A 21,460-nucleotide genomic window follows, 5' to 3' on the forward strand; every position below is an offset into this window, starting at 1 on the left:
TATATTTCCCGAGATCCACCTAGCTCGTGGCTCCAGGCAACTGTGAGCCGAAACACCGCAGGAGAATGCCCGGCATGACCGACCAACCGCGCCAACGGGAAACACGGCGGCGGGCGCAGACGCGTCGGCGCTTGATCGACGCAGCGCGCGAGGTGTTCTCCGAGCACAGCATTCGCGACACCCCGGTCGAGCTGATCTGCGAGACCGCGGGCTTCAGCCGCGGCGCCTTCTACTCGAACTTCGACACCAAGGAGGACCTGTTCCTCGCGGTGTACGAGGAGGAGATGAGCCTGCGCATCCAGAAGACGCGCACGATCGTCAACGACGTGCTCGTCGAGGGAGTCGCCGACCGCGAGTCGCTGCACGAGGCGATCGTCAAGGTCGGCACGGCCTGCGCGGAGTCGCTGATCGCCGACCACAACTGGTACATGCTGGTCACCGAGTTCCGCGCGCACGCCCTGCGCGACCCGCAGCTGCGCAAGCGCGCGGGCGAATCCCTGGAGCACCTGACGGATTCGATCGCCGAGCTGCTGCACGAGGCCCTGGACCGTCTCAACCTGCACCTGGTCGTCGACACCCGGGACGCGGTCCGCGCGCTGACCTCGGTCTACGAGGCCCAGCTGGAGCACGCCGCGTTCACCGGCGCCAGCGCGACGTCGAAGCCGCTGTTCACGCAGATCTTCCCGAGGATGGTGCAGTCGTTCATCGAACCCGGCGACCCGGCGTAACGCGATTACGCATCCTTCCGCTTCACAACTTAAGATGGGAAACGATGCAGGAAGATATGTACTCGGTCGAGCAGGTCGCGGCACTGCTGGGCCTGCACGTCCGCACGGTTCGCAGCTACATCCGCTCCGGCAGGCTCAACGCGGTCCGCATCGGCAAGCAGTACCGGATCGCCAAGTCCGACCTGGAGCAGCTCACCGGCAGATCGACCGAGCCCACCGGAACCGCGGGCGCGGTGGAGGTTTCCAGCATCGTCCAGCTGGACGGGGTCGACCGCGCGGCGGCGGACCGCCTCGGCTCCCTGGTCCTGGCCGGGGTGGGAGCCCCGCGCGTGCAGACCCTCTACGACGAGCACCGCCACCGCCTCAAGATCATCGTCATCGGCGAGCTCGCCGAGACCGCCGAGGTGATGCAGCTCCTCGACTCGGTCCTCAACAGCGAAACAGGCCTGCTCACCGGGGAGTAGCGCCCGGTCAGCCGTCGGCCGGCCGGGGCAGGCAGGCGTACAAGATGGCTCCTGGTCTCGGCCCGTCCGGGCTCAGCAGGTGTTGCGATTCCACGGTGAATCCGGCGTCGCGAAGCCACTCGGCGACCCGCGACGGCCGGCGGAGGTAGCCGTGCACGGGCGCGGGCAGGTCGTCGCGGATCCGGGCTTCGCGCCCGTCGCCGACGTGGAAGCCCGCGGCCAGCACCCCGCCGGGCCGCAGCACCCGGCGGAACTCCGCGAGCACACCGGGAACCGCCTCGTCCGGGATGTGGATCAGCGACCACCACGCGATCACCCCGGCCAGGGACTCGTCGGCGATGTCGAGCCCGGTCATCGACCCGACCTCGAACCGCGCCTCGGGGTGCTCGGCCCGCGCGATCTCGATCATCGCGGGCGACAGGTCGACGCCGAACGCGTCCACGCCCAGTTCCCGCAGCAGAGCGGTGGTGTGCCCCGGCCCGCACCCCGCGTCGACGACCGGCCCACCCCCGACGGCCCGCACCAGGTCGGCGAACAGCACGACCCCGGCCCGCACGTGCAGCAGCCTGTCGAGCAGGTCGCGGGTCTCGTCGGCGTACCCGGCCGCGATCTCGTCGTAGGAGTCGCGGACCTCGCTCAACCAGCCCATCAGCGAACCGTAGCCCTTCAACCGGGGATGCGGCCGGGTCAGTCCAGGCAGAACTCGTTGCCCTCGACGTCCTGCATGACCTGGCAGGACTCGTTGAACTCGTCGGCCACCAGCAGCTCACCCCTGGTCGCCCCGAGCGCCTCCAGCCGCGAGCACTCGGCCTCCAGCGCCGCGAGCCGCTCCTCCCCCACCAGCCCCGTCCCGACCCGCACGTCGAGGTGCACCCGGTTCTTCACAACCTTGCCCTCGGGCACCTTCTGGAAGAACAACCGCGGCCCCACCCCGCCCGGATCCACGCAGGCGAAAGCCTTGCCCTGCATGTCCGGAGGCAACGACCGGTCGAACGCCTCCCACGAGTCGAACCCCGGCGGCGGAGCCGGCACGACGTACCCGAGCACCTCGCACCAGAACCGAGCCACCCGCTCCGGCTCAGCACAATCAAAAGTCACCTGAACCTGCCTGACAGTCCCCATCCACCCACGGTAGTACCTCCGTACGCAGGGAAGACGAAGTTTTCATGAAAACTGCGCCCGTCCCCGATCGAGGTGCGTCCGCAGCCAGTTCATAGAGTGATCGCGCCAGTCACGAGCCCGTTGACCAATACCATCGCTGCAACATGTCCGGTTGAGCCTCAGCGACTCGGAGGGTGAACGCGTGCCTCAGGTGTCCCCGAAGCCCGACGTGCTGACCGGAGAGCCCAGGCCACCGCAAGCACCCGTCATCACGACGTGGAAGACCGAGGGCAAGACGGACCGGGCAAGAGCCAAGTTCCCGCCCGCGCCAGAAGGCGAAGGGCCGATCCTGGAGTGGTACCAGGCCGAAGGCAGCGAAGCGGTGAAGGCCGGCTCCGCCCTCAGCGTCCTGGGGATCCTCTACTTGTGCCTGCGCGACTGGGGCATTTCTTGGATGGCCACCTGGTGGCTGTGGCTCTTCATCATCTGGCCGCCCATCGTGTTCTACTTCCTCGGCCGCAGCGGCGGGTACTCGGCAGGCGCGGACTGGCTCGCCACCACCAACAAGACCTACGTCAAGCTCTACGAGCTGAAAACGGTCAAAGTCTCGTACACCGCAGGCGGCCAGTCGATCGCAATCGAGCTGACGGACGTTCACGGCGGCTTCGCCGGAGCGAGCCTGCGGCAGTTGCAACGCCGACGTGCCCTCTGGGACCTCGTGTACAACGGCATCGCCCATTCAGTCCTCCACGGCACGGCAACAGCCAACGAACAAGCCCTGACCAAACTCCAGCTCCGCTGAGCCCACATGGACGATTGGACTTCTTCGGAAGATGAGTACCGAGCTTCCTCCTCGCCCGGATCCGGAGACGGGCGAACCACGACCTCCGGCTGCTCCGATCGTGCTCGGGCCACCTCCGCAGAACAGCGGCGATCTCCTGTCAGCAGGTAAGCCCCCGGTGGGACGCGGCCCAACACTCGAATCCCTCGGTGACCAGCGGCTTCACATGTTGGGCGGCAATGCGATCGCCGTGGTCCTCATCGCGATCGCATTCACCTGGATCCATGGAGATCTCTCCTGGACGCATGACCCCGTCCCGTGGGGGCTGATCAGCCTGTTCGTTCTCGTCGCGGTCCTGCGCGACTGGAACCACACTCAGTTGACGGCAGGAGCCGACTGGCTACGCGTGAACCGTCGATGGGTCGACACGTACGACCTCGCCGAGATCCGCCTGTCCGGCACGCTGAAGGGCTGGACCCTGCATCTGACCGACCGGAGAGGACGAGAAGTTCGCAGCTACATCGCGACCGTGGAAACGAACCGCCAGCTCTGGGCACTGGTCTACAACGGAATGGTGCACTCCGTTCAGAACGGAGCATCGCTGAACAACTTCACAACCGGAATGCTGCGTCTCCGTCCCGATTCCGAAAGGCACCGAACGGCGAATCGACCGCCGATGGTCCCGGACCGCATCGCCTGGACCTTCTTGGCCCTGGTCGTGGCAGTCTTGGCCGCAACCTACGCGCTCCGACCAGACCTTCTCGGCCCTGCACTAGCCACCTTCGCGATCGTCGTGCTCATCGCACTCGTCGCGTTCGGTATAGCTCTCGCGCGAGCAAGAGCACGAGAGAATGCCATCAACGCCGCCGAAGAGACCGACGCATGACCGGATTCAACTGCTCGCCGCGTTCAGACATCGAACCGACCGGCCTTCAACCTCGTTAAGGGGTCACCGGAGTGGACACCGCACTGCCACCGAAACCCGACATCTCGGGTGAGCCGCGGCCACCGCGTGCTCCCGAACTCTACGTCTGGGGCGGAGTCGAGCCCTCGCCGAAGCTCATCAACTCCGATTGGGGTCGACGCGCCATCCCCGCGCCTCCGGACGAGCAAGGGCCTGCTCTGGAATGGTGGCGGGCCTCCCCAACTCGGTTGTTGGCCACGGCAGGGTGGTACTTCGCATTCGGTGTCGTCGTGCTCACCATCAAGAACTGGGGTTTGTCCTGGATGAACAGTGGTTCGCTGTGGCTCGCCCTGCTCGTGATCCCAGCCGCCGCCGTCCTGTTCATGAACAACGATCGGCCCATCGCTGCTGGGGCTCACTGGCTGTACCACAAGCGTCGGTGGATCAGGACGTACGAGCTGGAGAGCGTGCGGATCGCAGGCGGGTTGACCGCCAACGACCTCGCACTGGGCCAAGACGGCAAGGAACTGCTCATCCGGGTCGACAACCTGCAGGAGAACCCCGCGCTGTGGGACCTGGTCTACAACGGGATCCGCCACTCAGTGGCCAACGGAGCCGCAGTTCTCGACGATCCGGGCGCGAAGCAGACGACCCGGAACATGCTCAGGCTGTGACCGCTGTTCCAGGCCGCGGCCCCATCACACGTCGAAACGCCCGGTCTTCAGCTCGGTTAAGAACGCGGTCCAGCTAGCGGGACTGACCGCCAGGCGAGCACCTTCCGGCTTCTTCGAGTCCCGCACCGCGACGGTCTCGACGTCCGCCGCGACTTCGACGCAGTTGGTGGAGGGGCCGCTTCGGCTGCTCTTGCGCCAGTTGAGGTCACGCATCAGCGAAAACTCTCCCATCCCTGCACAAGTCGGCTTTCTCAGCGGCCTCAACGCCTGGATAACCGACCGAGGAACAGATCCCACTGCGGTCGGGTGAACTCGAGCCGGCCTCCGGACCGGTCCTTGGAATCGCGCACGCCCACGACTTCGCCGCCGTGTCCGACCTCCACGCAGTTCGACGTCGAGCCGGATCGACTCGACTTGCGCCACTCCACCCGGTTCCAGTCCACAGCAGCTACCTCAGCTCACGCATCAGTCCCGAGATCAGTTGCTGAGATTGTCTCGCACTGAGCGCCACGGAGTCGAGACGCTCGACGGCTTCCTGGTACGGGCCGTTCATCGGCTCTTCGCCCAGGAAAACCGCGGTTCGCGGTCAGCATGAACGCGAACGCGTTCACCAACTGGCGCAAGTCCACCTACAGCAGCGGCAACCCCCAGCAGTGCGTCGAGGTCGGCGAAGCCCCGGGTCTCCGCGGGGTACGGGATTCCAAGCTGGGCGAAGCAAGTCCGGTCCTGGTCTTCGGGTGCGAGAGCTGGTCGACGTTCATGACCGCGGTCAGGTCGGGTTCGCTCAACCGGTGACCCGGGCTTTCGATCGCGGCGCGGCCGGTTACGCGTCGAAGAGCGCGAGGTCCGATGGCGCTCGCTTCTTGGGCGAGGAGTTCGCCAAGGGCTTCGACTCCCTGGTCTTCTCCCACTCGCCTTCGACAGCAGCGTCGACGTCGTTGCTCTTGACCTCGAGCCCGAGCACCTCGGCCAATGCGTAGACCGCGAGACGTGGCGGGACGGCGTTCCCGATCTGCTGGCCGATATCCCCTCCCGACCAGGGGAAGTCGCTCGGGAAGGTCTGAAGCAGGCCCGCTTCGGGGTACGAGAAGCGGTCGAACTCGTCAGAGCCCTCGGTCACCAGGCGGTTCCTTCTGACCTTCCCGGTGATCGTCGCGGACGGCTGTTCGGACGTTCGCCGTCCGCGGAGTTTCGGATCTCCCCCGGTCCCGTAGTTCGACACGACCTCGAACCGGCCGCGACTCGGAAGCTTGGAACGACGGAACGCATCAGCCATCGACACCCAGGGGTAAATGCCCTCGGCATCAACTCCCTTGGCCCTGGGTACGCCCTTTCGATAACGCTGATGAGTCGGCGAGGGAATTTCGACCTCGCTGTCGAACGAGGCGATCAACAAGGCCCGCCGGCGCGTCTGAGGCACCCCGAATTCCTCGGTGTTCACGACTCCGCACTCGGCCTTGTAGCCGAGCCCCTTCAAGATCTCCCTGTACTTCTTCCAGACGTGACGGACCGCCGGCACCTGCTCCAACACGATCTTCTTGTAGGGCGCACCGGCCTCGTACGCCTCCAGCGCCCAACGCAAGGGCTCCAGAACCAGGCCCGTTCGCTCATCATGATCGCGGCTGGCCCGGCGAATGTCGTCCTGAACCTTGGCATCACCGGCCGCCATCCGGTCGGCGAATCCGAGGACCTCGTCCAAGGCCGCCCGGCCGGCCCCTGAGCCCGCAACCGTGTAGGTCTGGCAGGGCGGGCCGCCCGTCAAGATCGTCGCTTCGGGAAAGTCCTTCGGCCCCCACTCACGGACATCACCCTGGAACGTCGAGAGCCCGGCCTCCCTCCGCGTCGCGCACGCGTCCGCATCCCACTCGATCCCGTCAACGTCCAGACCGAGCCAGGTCGCAGCAACATCAAGCCCACCAGGGCCCGCGAACAGGTCCACCACCCGGCCCTGTTCCTGCTGCTTCGACTCCGACGCGTCCGACACAGCCGATGATCCTAGCCGGCCGGGCCGACGTCCCGGTCGCGACGTGCCGGCAGGGGCGAAAACCCTTGAACCGGACCGAAGACACACCGCCGGCGCAGGCGCTACCACACGGACATCAATCCAGGACGCAATTCAGCGAAGAAAACCGCATTGGACCACTCGGCCACTACTCTCCGATCCTTGAACTGCTCCGAAAGAGTTAGTTCAAACGCCCGCGAACAACAAGGCCCTAATGCCCGTTCAACTCGCTAAGCACACCGTCTACCCTTGCGCTCCTGGGCAGCAATTGGGTCAATGCCCGAAACACTTGGGGAGACGTTTCCGTGGACGACGAGTTCGAGAGCCAGTACGACACGTTTCAAGCTCTGCTTCATTCCTTTCATCCGGCGGAAGCGGTCAAGCGACTGGAGATCCTGGGCATCGGCCAGGAGACCATTCACAAGATCCGAAGCACGCATGAAGCCAAAGCCGTCGCGGTCAAGGAGCTCAAGGAGCCCAAATCCGTCGTCATGGGCAACCGGTACACCTGGTACACCGGCCCCAAGCCCGGCGACAAGTGCTGGCCCGCGCTGGAAAACCTGCTCTCCAAGGGCATGTCCGACAAGGCGCTGAGCAGCCTCAACGACTCGTCGACCAAGATCGTGTCACTCCTCGATCACCCGCGGGAACGCCAGTTCTCGACGCGGGGCCTGGTGGTCGGTTACGTCCAGTCGGGCAAGACCACCAACTTCACCTCGGTGATGGCGAAGGCAGCGGACAGCGGCTACAAGCTGTTCATCGTGCTCGCCGGCATCCACAACGGGCTCCGCAGGCAGACGCAGGCCCGCTTGGAGAGCCAGCTCGTCCACCCGAACCCGACCTTGTGGTCCCAGCTCACCGAGCCGGACAAAGACTTCACCCCTCCCGCGAACCCGGCGTCGTTCTTCGGCAAAAGCAACAAGACGCACGTGCTGTGCGTGGTGAAGAAGAACGCCACCGTCCTTCGCAAGCTGTCCGAATGGATCGGCAAGGCCTCCGATCAGCTGCAGGACTGCCCGACTCTGATCATCGATGACGAAGCGGATCAGGCGACGGTCGGGACCAAGTCGATCAACCCGCTGATCCGCGAGATCCTCGAAAAACTTCCGAAATCCGGCTACGTCGGATACACAGCGTCCCCGTTCGCGAATCTGCTGATCGACCCGAGTGCCAAGGATCTCTACCCCGAGCACTTCGTGGTCAACCTTCCCCAGCCCTCCAGAGCTGATGGCTACTTCGGCACCGAGACCCTGTTCGGTCGTGACGTCCTCGAGGGCGAGTCGGCCGATGACGTTGAGGACGGGCTGGACATGCTCCGGGAGATCCCGGAGGACGACATCCCGTGCGTTCGACCCGCGCCGAAGGTCGATGCCGCGGAGTTCACCCCGGAGATCACCGACACGCTGCGCGATTCGATCCACTACTTCTGGATGGTGACCGCGGCACGGCGCGTACGCGGGACCGGCAACCCGCACAACACGATGCTGATCCACACGAGCGTCAAGACGGCGGTGCACAACAGTTTCCGCAGGCCGCTGGAGTTCCTTCGCGAACAGCTCAAGGGTTCGCTCGACGACCCGCGAACCCTTGAACGGCTCAACGCTCTGTGGACCAAGGAGTCGCTGGCCATTCCAGCCGAGGAGTTCGGTGAGCGCCCCGTCGAGTTCGACCAGCTCTTCGCCGAGTTGCCGGGCGTGCTCGACGACTGCCGCATCATCATGGACAACTCCAGCAGCGAAGATCGTCTGGACTACGACAACGGGCCCGTCGTCGCCATCGCGGTCGGCGGCAACACCCTGTCCCGAGGGCTGACGCTCGAGGGCCTGTCGGTCAGCTACTTCGTCCGCGCCGCTTCCGCCTACGACACGTTGCTGCAGATGGGCCGTTGGTTCGGATACCGGGTCGGTTACGCCGACCTGCCTCGGATCTGGATGACCGAGGAACTTCGCGACTGGTTCCGGCACGTCGCCACCGTCGAAGCGGAGATGCGGCGGGACATCGACGTGTACATGACCGAGGACAAGGACCCGCTGACCTTCGCGGTCCGGCTCCGACTCCACCCGGCCTTGCGGGTCACGGCCGCCGCCAAGATGAAGGACGCGGTCCGTGCGGCATCCGCCTACGGTGGCCAGCGAGTCCAGACCCGCTACTTCGAGCGCGACGCGGACTGGCTCGTGAAGAACCAGGAGGCCGCGAAGAACCTCGTCTCGCAGGCCATGGCGGACTGCACTCGCCACGAGCGTCCGCAAGACGGACTGCACATCTTCCGCAGCATTCCGCACGAGCTCATCCTCGATTTCCTCCAGAACTACTCGTTCCACGAGGAGTCGAAGGAGTGCGACAGCGAGTTGTTGAGCAGGTACATCCGCAAGCGCGTACGCGAAGCCGACTCTCTCGGCCGATGGAATGTCGCCCTGGTGGGAAACAAGGACAGCCGATACGGCACCTTCGAGTTCGCCCCGGGCGCTGAGGTCGGCCGCGTCATTCGTGCCCGACTTCAGTCGGGTCCCGACCCCAAGTTCGTCGACATCAAGACCTTGATGAGCCGCAAAGACGCCGCCCTGGACTTGACGGGATCCATCAGCAAGCTGTCGGAGACCGAGATCAAATCCGAGCGTCGTAGGCAGCTCCCGGACACCGGCCTGATCACGCTCTACGCCATCGACAAGACTTCAAGCCCGCTGCACAACGCGAAGCAGACCAAGCAGCGTCGTGAGCCGCTGGACCTCCCGGAACACGCGATCGGCGTCGGCCTGGTCTTCCCTCGTCCGGCGATGGACAGCCAGGTCGAGTGGAACTACGTCTCCGCCGACCTGTCCAAGGTCGAGGTCGAGGTGGAGGACGAGGACGCAGAAGGCGAATCATGAGCGAGCCGCGCGAACTCATCGAGGAGAAGTGGCTCGAGCTCGAAGCCGAGTGCCCTTCCGACGAACGCGCGTTGCGCGTGGCGGAACTCCCGGCCAAAACCACCAACGGCCCTCTCGCGATCGGGGTGGACCAGGACGGCAACCGGCACCTGCTCCTCCCCGTGACGTCCCATCAAGCCGTGCGGCGGGGACTCGACGGCCCGGTGCTCGTCCTGCGCAAGCGTCCGCTGGAGGACAGCGAGCACTACCAGCACTACGCGGACCTCGGCTGCCTGCGCTCGGACCTGAACGACGTGTTCACCACGTTGTGCGCGGACGTGCTCACCGAGGTGAACGACCACCAGGACAACCCGCTCAAAGCCCTTTACCGAGTCATCGACCGGTGGAAGGCCTTGTTCCGGTCATCGGGGGCTCCGCTCGGCGGCGATCAGGTGGCCGGTTTGTACGGGGAGCTTCTGATCCTGACCAGGCTGCTGGAGATCGACGCCAGCGCGCACCGGTTGTGGAAGGGTCCGTTCGGCACCCAACACGACTTCGCGGGCACGCACACAGCGGTCGAAGTGAAGACGTCGAGCGGAACGACGCAACGTCGGGTTCGGATTCACGGGCTCGATCAACTGCTCGCTCCCGAGAACGGGAAGCTCGCTCTCGCCTGGCTGCGACTCGACCGCACCTCCGAGGAGGGCGACGACCTCCCCGACCTGGTCCAACTCGCCCTCCGCCGTTGTGACGATGAAAGCGCGCTGCTGACCTCGCTGGCCTCGGTCGGCTACTACCCGTCGGACAACCCGCACTACCGGGACGTTCGCTTCGTGGTGGGCGCCGAGAACTGGTACGCCGTCGACGACGCCTTTCCCAGAGTGACGCGGGATCAGCTGACCATTCCCGACGACCGGATCTCGGACGTCGCCTACACGATCGACCTGTCCGGCGAGACGCCGAGCCCGCTGGACGGCACCGCCGTCGCCGGATACCTGGAAGACCTCATTCGGGAGCACGCGTGAGCACACCGCGCTGGTATTCGCAGCCCTTCCCACCGGAAGGGGCGAGCGCTGCGGAAGGCATCCGGAACCAGCTCGGACGCCCCAACCTCGATCTGCTGACCATCCTGGTCCGTGAATCCGCGCAGAACAGCTGGGATGCGGCCATCGGCGACCGCCCGGTCGACTACCGCATCAACCTGCGATCCGTCGGAGCCGCGCACGCCAACGCCTGGCGAGATCTCCTCCAGGAGGGCGCTCCCGACGACACCCGGCTTCCGCTGCGGAAGTCGTTGCGGCAGTCGCGCATCCGCGTCCTGGAGGTGTCCGACCGCGGAACACGCGGTCTCGGCGGCCCGACCCGCGCGGACAGCACCGTGACCGAACGCCACGACTTCGTGGCCTTCGTGCGGAACGTGGGCGAGCCACGGGATAACGCGCTGGGTGGCGGGACCTACGGATTCGGCAAGGGCATCTTCTACTTGCTCGCCAAGACCGGAACCGTCCTCATCCACACGCGATGCCTGTTCGAGGGCCGCTACCAAACCCGCCTCATGGGCTCCGCCTTGTGGCAGAGCTATCTGGCGGAGGAAGACGGCAGTGAACGGCGCTACACCGGACGACACTGGTGGGGCGATACCTCAGGTCACGTCGTTGAGCCGCTGTTCGACGACGAAGCCGACGCGACCGCGCGGCGACTCGGCCTGGAGGCCTTCGGCGAGGAGGAAACGGGGACGACCATCGTGGTCATCGACCCCAAGCTCGACGAACTCGATCCCGATCTGAAGGAAGTGGAAGAGCGCCACGTCGCCGAGTACCTCGCCGACACGATCGCCTGGCAGTTGTGGCCGAAGATGCTCGCGAACAACGCCGGGCAGAGCGCGATGCGGTTTTCCGTCGAGTGCAACGGGACCGAAGTGCCGGTTCCGGATCCCCGCGAGACACGTCCGCTCAACCTCTTCGTCGCAGCTCACGAGAAGATGTCCGGATCGAACGGCACGGTCGTCCAGTGCCTCAAACCGAAGCGGCTGCTGGGACGGCTCGGTCTGGTCAAACGGCACGCTCCGCCCTTGGAACCGAGTCGAGCGGCCCAGACCGCCGGTATCGAGACCTTCCCGCACCACGTCTGCTTGATGCGGTCGGCCGAACTCGTCGTGACCTACCACCCGGGGCCCAAACCGCCGAGCGAGTACCTGTCCTACGCAGGCGTGTTCAAGGCCGATTCGAGCTCGGAGATCGACCACGCCTTCTCGCGCGCCGAACCACCGACGCACGACGCGTGGAACGCCCATTCGCTCGAATACCCGGACAGCACGTACGTGCGGACGGCACTGCGTCGGATCCGCGAAATGGCGAACGAGCTGCTCGGCCTCGACAAGGCGTCCAAGGTCGGGTCGGCCAAGATCTCGCTCGGTGCCGCGAGCACCCTGCTCTCGCCGCTGGTCGGTGGTTCGTGGGGCATCGGGGGAGCCACCGACTACGGGCAATCCGACGGCACCGGGACGCTCCGCACCCGCCGCACCAAACCGAAGCCGGCGAAGACCAGACCGCCGAAGTCCGGTGACTCGCCCGGTTCCGAGTGGTCGGACGGTGAAGAGGTCTCCGATCAGCCCCAGCCCGACGATCTCGACCACGCGCGGTCCGAAGAAGCGGCCGGTCAGGGACTTGACGGCGAGCTCACCTCACCGCCGAAACGCAAGCGCCCGCGGGTGCAGTACCTCGACGAGCCGTACTACGACGAGCACGACGGGCAGGCAGTGCTGATCCAGGAGTTCCGACTTCCGGTCGCCGGACCGCAGGAGGTCGGCATCGAACTCAACGTGGCCATCGCCGGCGGCGACGAGACCGAACCACCGATCGGCGCCGCGATGCCCGAACTGCTGGGTTGGTACGACGGGGACGAGGCACTGGTGACGGAGCCGACCCTGCTCACCGAAGGCGATGCCGAACGTCCCCGTCGAGCCGTGATCCGCCCTGCTCCGGACACCATGACCGACATCCAGCTCAGGGTTAAGGCGGTGACCTCGTGACCCGGCTCGCACCTCCCTACCGGATTCCTCCCGAGAGCGTGGTCGAGGCGGACCACTGGCAGATGGCCATGGAGGACTCCCACGTCCCGATGCCCACCGAGTTGCAGCACTGGGACTACCTGACCAACATCGCGTTGCACCGGAACATCCGCGTCGACGTCGACCGCACGAGGCAGCGAGCGGGTCTGGGCCCTGACTCCGTTCTCATGCTCTCGTCCGTGTGGACATCGTCCGGTTCCAACCTCCGCGGTCCCGGCCGAAGGGTCCGGATCGCGGGCGAAGGCGTGCAAACCATCGAGATCGCCTTCGAGCTGACCGGGGCTGAGCTGGGTGGAACGCTCCTCCTGGAAACCGCCCTGGTCGTCGCGTCCCCGGGGAGTTCTCCGCGTCCCGCGGCTCCGAGACGATCCGGATCAGTGCTGTGGAACGACCACCACTCGCTCCGCTTGCAGGGGGACGCACCGCAGTTCCCGATCGCCGTCATCGACTTCGACAAGACCTCGTTCCCCAGCGACGCCGCGTGGCATCTCCAGATCAGCGACAACCTGGAAAGCGCCACGATGGGCTCGTTGCTGCTCCTCGTCAACGAGCGGAACGCGCCGGCGGTGGCGGCCGTGCAGAACGCCGAGCGCCCGCGCGACACCGACAAGCTCGTGCTCTCGATGATCAAGGCCGACGTCAGCCGCGTCATGGTCGAGCACGCGTTGCGCAACAGCGATTTCCACGAAGACGCGGACTTCCCCGAGGACTCGGTGGGCGAGACCTTGATGACCTTGGTCGGACAGCTCTTCCCGGGTGTGTCGATCACGGACCTGCGGCTCAGCCACGAGAACCAGCCGAACCTGTTCGCTTCGGACGTGCAGAACGCCGTCAAACTCTTCGAGGTGTCCTGATGAGCCTGCTCTACCCACGTCTGCTCGCCGGCCAGGCGAAGCCCCTGTTCGAGGAGTACAGCCGGCTATCCGTCCTCGAACTCGCCGAACGCGTCAGCACCCGGCACGACTCCATGGTCTACGCGGCGACCGGTGGTGACCGGGTGCCCGAGAGCCACCTGCTGCAGATGCGTGAGGCCGTCCTCAACATCGCCGTGGAGTCCGGCTACCCGGAGAAGGGCAGCACGAAGGACAACGCGCTCTTCGACCTGAGAGTCGCGGAGTACCTGCACTCCCATTCCGAGATGATGCCCGCCGAAGCCGCCTCGGGTGACATCTGGGCGTTCCTGGCGTTGATGGTGCTCCCGGACGTGGCGTACTGGCGCTATCCCAAGCCTCCCCGGGATCGCGTGCTGGGGACCGACCTCACCCGCCACGTGTTCGGACGCATGTGGTGGCGCGCTCAGCTGGTCTACACGCCTGAGTCGACGAAGCCCTACGAAGCGTTGACCGTGCTGGGCGAAGCGGCGTTCGATCAGATCTACGCCCGCCGCAAAGCCCTCGGCGGAAGCCCGTTCCTGGTCAAGGCGATCCTCCGGGTTTGGAACGAGCTCGACCTCACCCCGCTGCGCGGCAAGATCACCGAACGCGAGGCGCTCCGCGACTTCCTCAAGCGGCTCCTGCGCCTCGCCCCGTTCATGCTCTTCGAAGCGCTGGACGAGGAGCAGCTGGACAACGAGCTCCGCACGACGGTGCGCGAGACCGTCACAGCGATCGTCGCTTCGACCATCGACCCGGACAAGGTGTCCGACAGCATCGACGCGGTCTTCACCGACAAGTCGACCAAACCGGTCGAAACGCGATGGGAGTTCCCCTCCACCGACCCGGACTCACCCGCTCAGGCCGCTAGCTGACCGACCCGTCCGTCGCTTTCGCACCCCGCACCACGTGCGACACGCGCTGGGCGGCTTCGGCCGGCTGCTCGTGCTCCCAGATTCGAACCACGGCCCACCCCGCCTCCTGCAGGAGGCGGTCGGTCTCGCGGTCACGTTCACGCGTGCGCGCGACCTTCTCGGCCCAGAACTCCGAGTTCGTGACCGCCTTGGTGTGGTGATCGGGGCACCCGTGCCAGAAGCATCCGTCGAGGAACACCGCGACCTTCGCCCTGGTGAAGACCAGGTCGGCCGTGCGCCTGATCTTGGGCAGGGGCCGAACGGACACCCGATAGCGCAGGCCGAGCGCGTGCACCGCTCGACGCAGTGCGAGCTCCGGCTTGGTGTCCCGCCCCTTGTTCGACTGCATGCTCTTGCGCGTGCCTTCGTTCAACGCGCGGGTCGGCTTCGTCGCGGCCACGGGACCACCCTACGACCGGTCACGTTCACCGGCGCTCACGCAGCCTCTTACGGCTCTACCCACTCGACCATGTCCAACCGAAACCGCAAGAAGGAGAGCAGGCTCAGCGCGTCGAGGCAGTCCCGCGGTGAAATCACCTCGAGCTTTTCAAGCGTCGCAGCCGGCTCGTGCGCGATCGGGTTTCGGAACATCTGCCAGATGGCTTGAACCAAGGCACGATTTCCATCATCGAGGCTGGTCGCCGAGCTGTTCGAGATTTTGAGGCTGCCCCGGGTGTAGCCGTGGGCGAACCTCAACCGCTTGCCGCTGCCAGTCCCCAGGAACTGATTGATCACCTTGCCCTCAGGATCATCGTGGTCATCGGCCTTGGTTCGAAGATCCTGAATGTATCCCTTGATCCCCTCGCCAAGCGCCATGTGATAGTGGCCCGCTTTGAATGCGGCCTCGCTTACTTCTTGGATACGCGGGTGCAGGTGTCGCCACACGAAGTCGGCATAAGGCGGCGCAAGCCGCTGCAGGCCGGACAACATCTGCATCCGACTCTCTCGACTCATGTCAGCATCTTCCGAGTGAAGAACGTTCAACATGTCGTTGAGCGGCTCTTTCTCCGGCGTGCTGATCGATCCAACCCACTCGTCGGTGTCGACTCCGGTCGTCTCCGCGACTTCCTTCTTGTTCTGGTCCTCACGCCAGTTCTTCCGGTCCCGCGCGATCTCCTCCACCATCCGCTTCAACTCCTGGCGGATCTGGGCGGCCTTCGGGTGCTCCCAGTTGACCGCCCTGCGGTCGGTGGCGACGACATCGGGTTCGATCGTGTCGAGCAGGTCGACCTCGACGTACCCGGTCATGTAGGCGTAGGCGTAGCTCGAATCCGCGGCCCCGAAGAACTCGGGCTCATTGGCCAGCCTGCCGTTCGTGTACACGGTGATCCCGCGCATCTGCGTGGCCAGCGGCTTCTTGGCGGCGATGATCACCCCCTTGACCTCCCACGCGAGCAACGGCTCGGCGGTCTTCTTCAGCCCGCCCGGGATGTTCCACTTGATCTCCGATTCGATCGACTCCAGCCGGAGATCGCGGGTAACCGGAATTTCCCCACCGTTCCGGTCGATCACAACGAGCGAGACCTCGCTGTCGTTGTACTGGAAGAGCCTCGACAGGCTTTCCGCTAGCGAGCGCGGTGCGATGTCTGTCGTGCGCGTCAGCCGCGAGATCGTCACCTTCGTCCCGTGCCTGGACTTGTCGACCGATTCGGTCGTTGATCCAGGCCGGTAATCCCCGTCCTTGGTGCCGATGAGGTCGTCCCAGTCCATGGTCACGACCAGGCTGTCACCACTACCGGCGCGGGTCGTGACGACTTCGATGTGATGACCGATCCCGAACAGGGCGAGCTTCCCCAGCCCCTTCTTCCCCGAGACACGGCGCTTACCGCTCTCCGACCAACCCGTCAATTCCGTGTCGCGTCGATTTCGACCGATGCGCAGATACTTTTCCCGGACGTCATCGCGCGACATTCCGTGCCCGTCATCTTCTACAACGATGCACTGCTGATGGCCGGTCCCGTTCACTCGCACGGCGATCCGCGTCGCGTCGGCGTCGTACGCGTTCGCCACCAGCTCAGCCACCGCGTTCGGCATCCGCGAATACATGTTCGAACCGAGGTGTGACACCGTGAGCGGGTCGAATCTGAGTTGCAAATCCTTCTTTTCGTCCCGTTCAGGCATGCCCGCTCCCGATCACTCGATATACATGATCATGGTAGAGCTTCTGCCGACCTCGCTGGGCAGATTCGACTACGACGGTCAGTTGATTCTCGGATGACCGGACGTGGTCGAGACTGTCAGCAGCCGGGCGCACGAGGACCAATCCCTAGGAAAGAAGGATCTCCTCGGGACGACGGTTGGTGATCGTCGGCGAGTGCTGCTCGATCAGGTGATCGACGCATGCCTTCAAATCACCCCCGTGATCTTCGCTGGCAATGGCCCGCAGTTCGTGGATCAACGTCGCACCGTTGATGAGGACGATGGGGTACTGGTCTTCGACCATTTCCAACTGTGCCGCTTCGGAGAAGGAGCCCGTGGTGACGTAGACGCCGATCCAGCCTCGCCGAAGGCGAGCAACGACACGAGCGATCTGTTCCGCCGAGATGAGTCCGTCCGGCTTGATGCACTTGGCCTGGCCGAGAACGACGAGGCTGGTAGCGGCCGGTCCCGTTCCGATGTCGAGTCGCCCGACGAAGTCGGCGCCACCATCGCCGGAACGGCGTGTGAGCCAGCCCTGGTGGTAGGCGGTCCCGCTGCCCCGCAGCGCACGCGCGGCCACAGCGGCGGCGAGAGCTTCGAAGGCGTGCTTGTTGTCGTCGAAGCGCCTGTAAACCGCTTGAAGACGTCCCGCCGTGTCGCTCGACGAAGGACGCTGATCACGCACCTTGGTGATGCGAGACCGCGCTACGCGCCTGCGAAGCTTCGGCAACGCCGCACTACCGTTGTCGACCCACTGCTTCCACGCTGAAGGAGCGAGTTCGAGAGCCTCCGAACAGCTCGTCGCATGGGTACGTCGAGCGGTGATCCAGTCCCACTCGACCTGCTCATTTTCGGCGGTCAGGTCAAGCAGTGCGAGATCGTAGACGTAGTTGGTGAACGTTCGGCGGTCCGTTCCGGATCCGGACCACTGCACGACCCGCTCGGCGCGCTCGATGATCCCGACCCCGCAGAACTCCACGTGTCCCTTGGGCTGCTTGTTCCGCGATACCGACCGAAACACCAGCAGGGGCGGAGCGCTCGCGCGTTCCGCCGCGGTCGGTGCGCAATGCAGGTCGAAGGCGGCGAGCAGCGCCGCATTCCCGGGGCTATTTCCGGGATCGCCCGCCGAGGAGTGCTTGTGATCGCCGAAGTAGCGGATGTGCCCGTTGTCCAGGTCGAAGACATCACGCCACGGCGTTTCCTCGCTGCCCGCCTTCCACGGACTGGAGCGGATGAGGACAGCCGGCCGGCGACCGCCGTCCACCTTCGCCATCGGGTTGATCCCGGCCTCCAACAGGGCGAACGGTTTCCCCGGTGAGTGCGTCACGAAGTGGAAGTTGTCGTAGCCCTGAACCTGCGGTTCAGTCGTGCTCTTCTCTCGTGGATAACGAAGCACCTGACCGACGTACAACTTGGTCCCCATCACCAACCCCCACGGTCGCCACAGCTCCACACCAACCGTCGCGGAGCGGATCCAGGGTACGCGCGTAGATCATCCGTTGGTGTTGATCGGAGCCCGGTAGACGCGTCTCGCGACACATGCCGTTCCGGAGCCGCTGGACAACCGGATCGTTCGTATGAACGAACCGGGTCATGTCAGCCGGAGCATTCGCGGCCTGCCGAGGCTTCGCTAGTCGGTCGATGCCGAGCTGGACCTGAATTGCTCCAGAAGTGTCTTGATGTGCCGGTGGAAGCCCTCGGCATCGACGTCTTCAACAACGGTTGCGTTGGGCTCCAGGCCGTGGATTCCCCAGGACATGGCGGCGTAGCCGCGTGTGAGGTCTCCTTGGGTTTCGACGTCGACGTGGTAGTGGCCGGCTCGGGTGATCAGTTCCGGGTGGAGGAGGACTGCTGCTGTCAGGGAGTCGGGGTGGGTGGTGCCGTTGATGCCGACGCTTCGGTCGAACTCGAGGGTTGTGGCGCAGACTCGGGTGAAGAAGCGGGACAGCGGGGTGTCCAGGGCTTCGATCTCGGCGAGCTGCGACGGGCCGAAGACGGCGCGTTCCAACGTGAGCGGGGCCCACGGGATGACCGTGATGTCGAAACCCGCCGCGAACACCGCTTTCGCGGCTTCCGGGTCGACGTAGAAGTTGAACTCGGCTGCGGCGGTGATGTTTCCGCGGGCGTTGTTGCTGCCGCCCATCACGTAGAGACCCTTGACGTTGTCCACGAACGATGGGTCCTTGATCGTCGCCGTGGCGATGTTGGTCAGCGGCCCGATGCAGACGATCGTGAGTTCGCCCGGGGATTCGGCCGCCAGTCGGATCAACGCGTCCACGGCGTGTTCCGGGTCGGGGTCGCAGCCGGTCATGTCCATGGTCATGCCGCCGACTCCGTCGCCGTGGACGTTCTCGGCGCTCTCCCACGGCCGGACCAGGGGCCGCCGGCATCCCAGGTGCACCGGGACGGAACCCAGGTGACCTGCGGCGTTGAGCGTCAGGAAGGCGTTGCGGATCTGCTGGTCGAAGCCGACGTTGCCGGCGACCATCGTGATCGCGCGCAGGTCGGCCCGGGGGTCGAGGAGGCCGACGAGCAGGGCGATGCAGTCGTCCTGGGCGGTGTCGGTGTCGATCACCATCGGGATGGTCACGGAAGTTCCTCCTCGGGCGGATGTCGGTGGTAGCGGCAATACTCGCCCGCGGTCCGCCCGCGCACCAGGGAGTCGCCATGCCCACGCAGATCTCCACGTTCCTGATGTTCCAGAACGGCAAGGCCGAGGAGGCCATGCGCTTCTACGTCGGCCTGTTCGACGACTCCGAGGTGCTGGCCGTCCACCGCTACGGGCCCGGTGAGCAGGGGGCCGAAGGTTCCGTGCAGCACGCCACGTTCACCTTGTGCGGGCGGCAGCACATGTGCATCGATTCGCCCGTGTCGCACGGCTTCGACTTCACGCCGTCGGTGTCGCTGTACGTCGACTGCGTCGACGAGGCGCAGCACGACCGCCTCCACCAGGCTCTTTCCGCCGACGGGGCGGTGCTGATGCCGCCGGGCGACTACGGGTTCTCGCGCAGGTTCAGCTGGGTCAACGACCGGTACGGGGTGTCCTGGCAGCTCAACCTCCCGCACAGCTGAAAGATCTTGCAGCGCTAAGGTCTGCGCATGACGACCGTCAGCGATCGCGCAGCCGAAACGCTCACCGTGCTTCGACCGGACGTCCGGGAAGCCGCCGAGAACGCCGATGCCGCAGTGCTCCGGCCCGAAGACCAGTCCCAGCTGGACCAGACCGATCGGGCCCGGATCGCGCTGCGCGTCGCACTGGTCAACGAATCCCCCTCCTACGCCGACGCCGTGGCCGCCGGGCTCGACGACGCCGAGGTCGTGCGCGACGTCGAGCGCTGGGGTGAGCTGCCGGAGGCCACGCAGGCGCTGCTGGCGCACTGCGAGCAGGTCGCCCTCGACCCCGCCGACGCCGGTGCCGATGAGGTCGCCGAGCTGCTGCAGCACTTCAGCCCCGCGCAGGTCGTCACCGCCACCCAGGTCGCCGCCTACGCGAGCTTCCGGGTGCGGCTGGAGAGCGGGCTGGAGCTCGTCGCGGGCGCGGGCGACGGTCCCGCCTCGCAGCAGGGCATCACCATCGAGGCCGGGGCGGCCGCCGACGGGTTCGCGCTGTCGACGCCCGACCAGGCGTTCCCGTCGATGCGGTGGGTGTCGCGGGTCGTGCCCGGGGGCGAGTTCGTGGAGACCCTCAAGCTCGACCCCGGCGTGCTGTCGGCGCAGACGCTGCTGCGCGAGGCGATCATGACCGGCCGCGGAGCGCTGGACCGGGCCGATCGGGAGCTGGCGGCGCTGGCGACCTCGCTGATCAACGGCTGCGGCTACTGCACCTCCGTGCACGGCAAGCGGCAGGTGGAGCTCTCCGGCGACCCGATGACCGCGGTGGTGCTGGCCGAGGCCGGACCGGCCGCGATCGCCGACCCGCGGTTGCGGGCCGTCGTCGACGTCGCCGGGGCCCTGGCTTACACGCCGTCCTCGCTGCGGCCCGCCGACGTGCGGCGGCTGCACTCGGCGGGGCTCGGGCCCGACGACGTGCACGACCTGGTGGCCGTGGCGTCCATGTTCGCCTGGGACAACCGGCTGATCATGACGTTGGGCAACGCCGTGCGCTCCTAGATCCTCCTGCGGAGCGGCCTCGTTCAGGTGACAGTGGGGGTGAGCCTGAGGCGTGTCGCGACGGGCCCGTCGGGGTAGCCGTTGCGCCCGGAAACCGAGGGAGGCTCCCGATGGTTCAACTCACGACCGAGCCGATGACGGTCAACACCCCTGACGGAACGCTCGAAGGGGACCTCGTGATGCCACCGCCTGCCCGGGCGGTGGTTCTGTTCGCGCACGGTTCCGGCAGCTCGCGGCGCAGCCCGCGGAACCGGGCCGTCGCCGAGCAGCTGCAGAACGCGGGCTTCGGCACCCTGCTGCTGGACATGCTCACCACCGACGAGGCCGCCACCGACCAGCGCACGCACGAGTTCCGCTTCGACATCGAACTGCTCGCCGAGCGGCTCACCCCCGCCATCGACGCGCTCGACTCCTGGCCCGCCACCCGCGGCATGCCCGTGGGCCTGTTCGGCGCGAGCACCGGCGCGGCCGCGGCGATGAAGGCCGCCGCCCGCCGGCCCGAGCGGGTCGCCGCGGTGGTGTCGCGCGGCGGTCGCCCCGACCTCGGCGGCGACGGGCTCGCCGAGGTGCAGGCGCCGACGCTGCTGATCGTCGGCGGCGACGACCGCGAGGTGCTCAACCTCAACCGCCAGGCCGCCGAACTGCTCACCTCGCTGCCGCTGACCGACGTCAAGATCGAGATCGTGCCGCACGCCGGGCACCTCTTCGAAGAACCCGGGGCGCTGGACAAGGTCTCCGAGATGGCGGGCCGCTGGTTCTGCCAGTACCTCGGCGCCGGCCACGACAAGCCCACCGGACCCGACGGCGGCCACTTCAAACCCCCAGAACCCCGCCGCAGACCACCGATGATGTAGT

Annotated in this window: 23 protein-coding genes; 14 read left to right on the top strand and 9 right to left on the bottom strand. The window is 66.0% G+C overall.

The features are described 5' to 3' along the window. The first annotated feature begins 74 nt into the window (after positions 1-74). Positions 75-728 carry a TetR/AcrR family transcriptional regulator gene (locus BM424_RS09095; RefSeq protein WP_175547998.1) on the top strand — a complete coding sequence of 218 codons (654 nt, stop codon included), beginning with the start codon at positions 75-77 and terminating at the stop codon, positions 726-728. Positions 729-772: 44 nt separating this feature from the next. Then, positions 773-1,192, top strand: a complete 420-nt coding sequence (locus BM424_RS09100) for a helix-turn-helix domain-containing protein (protein WP_245775724.1) — start codon at positions 773-775, stop codon at positions 1,190-1,192. A 7-nt stretch (positions 1,193-1,199) separates the two neighbouring features. On the opposite strand, the gene BM424_RS09105 is transcribed toward BM424_RS09100, so the two are convergent. Then, positions 1,200-1,841: a class I SAM-dependent DNA methyltransferase gene (locus tag BM424_RS09105; protein ID WP_093415741.1), complete on the bottom strand. Its 642-nt coding sequence runs from the start codon at positions 1,839-1,841 to the stop codon at positions 1,200-1,202. A gap of 38 nt (positions 1,842-1,879) precedes the next feature. Continuing rightward, positions 1,880-2,314 carry a VOC family protein gene (locus BM424_RS09110; protein WP_093415306.1) on the bottom strand — a complete coding sequence of 145 codons (435 nt, stop codon included), beginning with the start codon at positions 2,312-2,314 and terminating at the stop codon, positions 1,880-1,882. A 181-nt stretch (positions 2,315-2,495) separates the two neighbouring features. Here BM424_RS09110 and BM424_RS09115 point away from each other — a divergent pair, with 181 nt between their 5' ends. The 3 genes from BM424_RS09115 to BM424_RS09125 all read left to right on the top strand — a co-directional run bounded on the left by BM424_RS09115 (position 2,496) and on the right by BM424_RS09125 (position 4,652). Then, a complete protein-coding gene (locus tag BM424_RS09115; RefSeq protein ID WP_093415307.1) occupies positions 2,496-3,095 on the top strand; it encodes a hypothetical protein in 600 nt (199 codons plus the stop codon). A 205-nt stretch (positions 3,096-3,300) separates the two neighbouring features. After that, complete coding sequence (locus BM424_RS09120; RefSeq protein ID WP_093415309.1) at positions 3,301-3,960, top strand: hypothetical protein; 660 nt, start codon at positions 3,301-3,303, stop codon at positions 3,958-3,960. Between the two features lie 71 nt (positions 3,961-4,031). Next, positions 4,032-4,652: a hypothetical protein gene (locus BM424_RS09125; protein ID WP_139274032.1), complete on the top strand. Its 621-nt coding sequence runs from the start codon at positions 4,032-4,034 to the stop codon at positions 4,650-4,652. Between the two features lie 24 nt (positions 4,653-4,676). Here BM424_RS09125 and BM424_RS09130 read toward each other — a convergent pair whose 3' ends face one another. Both BM424_RS09130 and BM424_RS09135 read right to left on the bottom strand, forming a co-directional pair. Next, complete coding sequence (locus tag BM424_RS09130; RefSeq protein ID WP_093415312.1) at positions 4,677-4,865, bottom strand: DUF397 domain-containing protein; 189 nt, start codon at positions 4,863-4,865, stop codon at positions 4,677-4,679. 47 nt (positions 4,866-4,912) lie between these two features. After that, entirely contained in the window at positions 4,913-5,095 is a 183-nt protein-coding gene (locus BM424_RS09135) for a DUF397 domain-containing protein (protein WP_093415313.1), read from the bottom strand. A gap of 148 nt (positions 5,096-5,243) precedes the next feature. Between BM424_RS09135 and BM424_RS09140 the strand changes: the two genes are divergently transcribed. After that, positions 5,244-5,447: a DUF397 domain-containing protein gene (locus BM424_RS09140; RefSeq protein WP_093415315.1), complete on the top strand. Its 204-nt coding sequence runs from the start codon at positions 5,244-5,246 to the stop codon at positions 5,445-5,447. 28 nt (positions 5,448-5,475) lie between these two features. Here the strand turns inward: BM424_RS09140 and BM424_RS09145 are convergent, their stop codons facing one another. Continuing rightward, positions 5,476-6,636, bottom strand: a complete 1,161-nt coding sequence (locus BM424_RS09145) for a DNA cytosine methyltransferase (protein ID WP_093415317.1) — start codon at positions 6,634-6,636, stop codon at positions 5,476-5,478. Between the two features lie 323 nt (positions 6,637-6,959). On the opposite strand from BM424_RS09145, the gene BM424_RS09150 reads away from it, so the two are divergent. From BM424_RS09150 to BM424_RS09170, 5 genes are read left to right on the top strand one after another with little or no spacing between them, the layout of a single operon-like run. Next, entirely contained in the window at positions 6,960-9,521 is a 2,562-nt protein-coding gene (locus BM424_RS09150; RefSeq protein WP_093415319.1) for a Z1 domain-containing protein, read from the top strand. Continuing rightward, positions 9,518-10,525: a PD-(D/E)XK motif protein gene (locus tag BM424_RS09155; protein ID WP_093415321.1), complete on the top strand. Its 1,008-nt coding sequence runs from the start codon at positions 9,518-9,520 to the stop codon at positions 10,523-10,525. The genes BM424_RS09150 and BM424_RS09155 overlap by 4 nt, the downstream gene beginning before the upstream one ends. Next, positions 10,522-12,531 (top strand): hypothetical protein, encoded by a 2,010-nt coding sequence (locus BM424_RS09160; protein ID WP_093415322.1) that lies wholly within the window; start codon positions 10,522-10,524, stop codon positions 12,529-12,531. Before BM424_RS09155 ends, BM424_RS09160 begins: the two co-directional genes overlap by 4 nt. Next, positions 12,528-13,424, top strand: coding sequence for a hypothetical protein (locus tag BM424_RS29415; protein WP_245775725.1), 897 nt, complete (start codon positions 12,528-12,530; stop codon positions 13,422-13,424). The genes BM424_RS09160 and BM424_RS29415 overlap by 4 nt, the downstream gene beginning before the upstream one ends. Further along, a complete protein-coding gene (locus tag BM424_RS09170) occupies positions 13,424-14,317 on the top strand; it encodes a DUF6339 family protein (protein WP_093415324.1) in 894 nt (297 codons plus the stop codon). The genes BM424_RS29415 and BM424_RS09170 overlap by 1 nt, the downstream gene beginning before the upstream one ends. Here BM424_RS09170 and BM424_RS09175 read toward each other — a convergent pair. The 4 genes from BM424_RS09175 to BM424_RS09190 all read right to left on the bottom strand — a co-directional run bounded on the left by BM424_RS09175 (position 14,310) and on the right by BM424_RS09190 (position 19,085). Next, on the bottom strand, positions 14,310-14,756 hold the full coding sequence (locus BM424_RS09175) for a very short patch repair endonuclease (RefSeq protein ID WP_093415325.1): 447 nt from the start codon (positions 14,754-14,756) through the stop codon (positions 14,310-14,312). The two genes, BM424_RS09170 and BM424_RS09175, sit on opposite strands and share 8 nt — an antisense overlap. Before the next feature lie 47 nt (positions 14,757-14,803). Then, entirely contained in the window at positions 14,804-16,477 is a 1,674-nt protein-coding gene (locus BM424_RS09180) for an ATP-binding protein (protein ID WP_093415327.1), read from the bottom strand. Positions 16,478-16,622: 145 nt separating this feature from the next. After that, complete coding sequence (locus BM424_RS09185) at positions 16,623-17,918, bottom strand: restriction endonuclease (RefSeq protein WP_093415744.1); 1,296 nt, start codon at positions 17,916-17,918, stop codon at positions 16,623-16,625. A 207-nt stretch (positions 17,919-18,125) separates the two neighbouring features. Further along, entirely contained in the window at positions 18,126-19,085 is a 960-nt protein-coding gene (locus BM424_RS09190; RefSeq protein WP_093415329.1) for a nucleoside hydrolase, read from the bottom strand. A gap of 77 nt (positions 19,086-19,162) precedes the next feature. Between BM424_RS09190 and BM424_RS09195 the strand changes: the two genes are divergently transcribed. The 3 genes from BM424_RS09195 to BM424_RS09205 all read left to right on the top strand — a co-directional run bounded on the left by BM424_RS09195 (position 19,163) and on the right by BM424_RS09205 (position 21,459). Continuing rightward, on the top strand, positions 19,163-19,567 hold the full coding sequence (locus BM424_RS09195; protein WP_093415330.1) for a VOC family protein: 405 nt from the start codon (positions 19,163-19,165) through the stop codon (positions 19,565-19,567). Between the two features lie 27 nt (positions 19,568-19,594). Further along, positions 19,595-20,605 carry a peroxidase-related enzyme gene (locus BM424_RS09200; protein WP_093415332.1) on the top strand — a complete coding sequence of 337 codons (1,011 nt, stop codon included), beginning with the start codon at positions 19,595-19,597 and terminating at the stop codon, positions 20,603-20,605. Between the two features lie 110 nt (positions 20,606-20,715). Further along, positions 20,716-21,459, top strand: coding sequence for a dienelactone hydrolase family protein (locus BM424_RS09205; RefSeq protein WP_093415333.1), 744 nt, complete (start codon positions 20,716-20,718; stop codon positions 21,457-21,459). Position 21,460 lies beyond the last annotated feature (1 nt).

This window comes from Saccharopolyspora flava (assembly GCF_900116135.1).
GTDB classification, from domain to species: Bacteria; Actinomycetota; Actinomycetes; order Mycobacteriales; family Pseudonocardiaceae; genus Saccharopolyspora; species Saccharopolyspora flava.

Coding starts and splice junctions, on each gene's coding strand:
- BM424_RS09095 (WP_175547998.1), top strand. CDS start 75: ATGACCGACCAACCGCGCCAACGGGAAACACGGCGGCGGGCGCAGACG.
- BM424_RS09100 (WP_245775724.1), top strand. CDS start 773: ATGCAGGAAGATATGTACTCGGTCGAGCAGGTCGCGGCACTGCTGGGC.
- BM424_RS09105 (WP_093415741.1), bottom strand. CDS start 1,841: ATGGGCTGGTTGAGCGAGGTCCGCGACTCCTACGACGAGATCGCGGCC.
- BM424_RS09110 (WP_093415306.1), bottom strand. CDS start 2,314: ATGGGGACTGTCAGGCAGGTTCAGGTGACTTTTGATTGTGCTGAGCCG.
- BM424_RS09120 (WP_093415309.1), top strand. CDS start 3,301: ATGTTGGGCGGCAATGCGATCGCCGTGGTCCTCATCGCGATCGCATTC.
- BM424_RS09130 (WP_093415312.1), bottom strand. CDS start 4,865: ATGCGTGACCTCAACTGGCGCAAGAGCAGCCGAAGCGGCCCCTCCACC.
- BM424_RS09140 (WP_093415315.1), top strand. CDS start 5,244: ATGAACGCGAACGCGTTCACCAACTGGCGCAAGTCCACCTACAGCAGC.
- BM424_RS09155 (WP_093415321.1), top strand. CDS start 9,518: ATGAGCGAGCCGCGCGAACTCATCGAGGAGAAGTGGCTCGAGCTCGAA.
- BM424_RS09170 (WP_093415324.1), top strand. CDS start 13,424: ATGAGCCTGCTCTACCCACGTCTGCTCGCCGGCCAGGCGAAGCCCCTG.
- BM424_RS09180 (WP_093415327.1), bottom strand. CDS start 16,477: ATGCCTGAACGGGACGAAAAGAAGGATTTGCAACTCAGATTCGACCCG.
- BM424_RS09185 (WP_093415744.1), bottom strand. CDS start 17,918: ATGGGGACCAAGTTGTACGTCGGTCAGGTGCTTCGTTATCCACGAGAG.
- BM424_RS09195 (WP_093415330.1), top strand. CDS start 19,163: ATGCCCACGCAGATCTCCACGTTCCTGATGTTCCAGAACGGCAAGGCC.
- BM424_RS09200 (WP_093415332.1), top strand. CDS start 19,595: ATGACGACCGTCAGCGATCGCGCAGCCGAAACGCTCACCGTGCTTCGA.
- BM424_RS09205 (WP_093415333.1), top strand. CDS start 20,716: ATGGTTCAACTCACGACCGAGCCGATGACGGTCAACACCCCTGACGGA.